The 2967-nt window shown below is 62.8% G+C and carries 2 pseudogenes; one reads left to right on the forward strand and one right to left on the reverse strand.

Annotation, left to right across the window (positions count from 1 at the left end):
- Positions 1-1756, reverse strand: a pseudogene (locus EGM46_RS14425) (fibronectin type III domain-containing protein); the annotation flags it as partial.
- A gap of 673 nt (positions 1757-2429) precedes the next feature.
- Between EGM46_RS14425 and EGM46_RS15090 the strand changes: the two are divergent.
- A pseudogene (locus EGM46_RS15090) lies at positions 2430-2600 on the forward strand (IS481 family transposase); the annotation flags it as partial.
- Between the last annotated feature and the right edge of the window lie 367 nt (positions 2601-2967).

The following is a 2967-nucleotide window of genomic DNA, read 5'->3' on the forward strand; positions in this document are numbered from 1 at the left end:
CCTCACGATCACCACCCAACGCAGCCGGCGTTTCGGGCGTGTTGCCTACGCCGAGGACGGAACCGGTGAGTGCACTGATCGGCGTCGACCAGGAACCTTGCCCAGCCGCGTTGTTCCCGGCAATCCTGAACCAGTAGCGCGTACTCGCGTTGAGCCCCGCCACCACCTGGGTTGGCTCATCCGATGGAGTGCGCGTAACCGAAGCCCAAGAGCTCTCCTCAAAACCGGGGTCGGCGGGGTTCTGGTCTGTGAGTTGCACAGCGTAGTCGCTCGGCTTCCCGGTGATGTCGCTCGGGTACCTTGACACCCGCACTCCGCCGCCGCTCTGACCATTGCCCTGATACAACTGCGCGCCGTCGGCGGTCATCGCGACTGCGCTCGATGCCGGTGTCAGAGCCGTGTTCGGTTGCTCCCTCCAGTTCTTGCCGCCGTCGCCTGAGGTCCACACCGAACCCGTGGTGTGGACGCCGCCGATCGCCAGCTGGGAACCATTGGCCGAGGAGGCGAGGCTCAGCCACGAATCGCCCGCAGCCGAGGCGAGTCCCGCCGCATTGACGAGCGTCGCCGTGGTACCGAGCGCCGCAAAGGTCTCGGACTTTGACACGTATACCTTCGACACCGCCGACGCGCCGGACCCGGTCACTCTCGAAGACAGCAGCGTCTTCCCGTCGCCAGAGAGCTCGACAGCGGCGATGTCCGCGCCGCCCATGTTTGCGCGCAACGCCCAGTTCGTTCCGGTGTCTTGCGAGACGTACACGCCCGCGGTACCGGTGCGAGGTGCGGGGAGCCCGATCACAATGCGCAGCCCGTCATCGGACACCGCGATACCGGCATAGTGCCGAGCCGTGGTGTTCGGCTGCCCGCCCGAAGTAGCCCACGTGGTGCCGCCGTTCTTCGACACGTAGATGGCACCGTAGTTCGAAGCGTCGATCGTGGACCGTGCCGCGAGCAGCACCTGCCCGTTCGCGGAAGAAGACACCTGCCAGTGCCCCTCAATGGTTGTCGCGGGCAGCGGAACGACCGATGCCGATGGCTGAGCCACCCAGTCCACGGTCGCGGCGTCGCTCACACCGTGAGCTACATATAGGGGACCTGTGGCGCCGTTTGAGGATGGCTTGCCCGTGATCAGGGTTTCGCCGTCACCGGAGACGTCGACCGCCCACGACCCGCCACTCTCTGCGGCGCCGAGCGCTGTCTGTTCGATGAAGCTCTCACCAGAGTCGGTCGAGACATATACGGCTCCGCCCGGCCTGCCGAGGGCCACCACACTGCCATCATGGGAGACGGCAACTGCCCAGGACGCTGCACTCGCAGCATTTGCGCCAGGGATGTCGGCCAGTCCGTTCCAGGCACGGCTCGTCGCCCCGGCTGCCCAGTCCAGGGTCACCAGCGTGCCAGAAGCAGTACCCTTCACCTTCGTCGGTGTGCCAGGAACGACGGCCTCCACGGCGGACAGCGCACCCGCGATCGGCGCCTGCTCCGCCGCTGACGGCGATTCTTTTGCATCAGGCTCAGGCCCATTTTCCGCTGGGGTATCTGGTTCGGAGGGCGCTCTGACGTCCCCTTCATGCTCGCCGGTTTCAGTCGGGACTTCGGGCTGGGAGGGTGTCTCCCCGGATTGGGTTTGGTTCTCCGCGGGAGCCTCACCTTCCGAGGGATACTCGATCGTCTCATCTTGCGCAAAAGCCACCGACGGTACTGTTACGGACGGAGCAAGAATGCCGAGCAAGGCAAACGCAGCAATTGCGCTCTTCACGCGAAGACTCAACCCGGGTACCTCAGTTCATCAGACCACCAAATTTGCGACTCTGCTGCCTCCAGCTAGCACGACCTCGGCTACCGCAAAATCGCACGCCCATGATGTACGACCGCAGCAGCCTAAGCATCACGAAACGCGAGTTCGGCAACCTCTACCGAAGAAGTCCAGGTGCTGCTGCATTCAGCTAGACGTAGGATTGACGCTACTCGCAGATGCCCGCCCCCCCCCGGCACATCTGCATCAAACCAGCCGGCGTGCACCCAGATAGCAGTATCGTCGTCGCGAGAGTAGGTGAATGCTGACGACTGGATAAGTACATTGGCCATCACAAGGGGGCTGCCTTGCGAATGAGAAGATCCCAGCGTCGGGGATGAAGGTGTCTCGGCGGGCAGACTCGTGGTCCACGAGACAGGACTCTTGTCTTGCCCCCTGGCGACGGGACGACAGTTCATCATTCGAACATCAGGCTTGCTGGAAGCATCCGGGTCTAAGGGCGCGACTCTTCCATGGAGCATAGGGGCGGCACATTGTTCGAACCCAGGTCGAGTCCAAACAGATAGAGTCGCCCGAATCCTCGGCAGCCCCCATCTTTCAGCAAACGCCATGCCACCCCGCAGCAGCACGTAGCCCCTTCTCCAGCACGAACCTCCACCCCCGAATTCAACTTCCCCAAGGAAAGAACGACCGCTTCCACCAGACCCTGTTCTACTGGCTCGACGAACGACCTCTCGCCACCACGATCGCCAATTTGCAGGAACAAGTCGACCAGTTCGATGCCATCTATAACATCGAACGCCCCCAAGGCCCCGGACGGGTTTCCCCGCAACCCACATGGGATGCGCCCGAGGCCACGGCTCAAAGCGCTCTTAAAGCACTGCATTGGGGAGCGCCACATGCATCGCCTTCACTAGGCCAGAACAATACTCCCCGAGTTGAGGAATAAGCGTATAGGCGTGATCCCTCAACTCCTGGTTGGTAGCAGGTGTTCCCCGGCCCCAGGAGAAGCGGTCTGCGAGGGGGCCGCAGACTCACACCTCCCGTTAGCCCCTCCGGACTGCAGCAGCGGTTCTCGTCCCCGTCGTTCTTGGATTCAGAAGGAGGGGTGATTCCCCTCCTGATTGGTTAGCGTCAGCGCTATGACGAGCAGCTAAGTAGCAACGGTTCTGGTGGTCACGGCGATCCTTCTCCTGCCAACTACGGTCTGGTTG

Source organism: Leucobacter chromiireducens (assembly GCF_003917135.1).
GTDB lineage: Bacteria > Actinomycetota > Actinomycetes > Actinomycetales > Microbacteriaceae > Leucobacter > Leucobacter chromiireducens_A.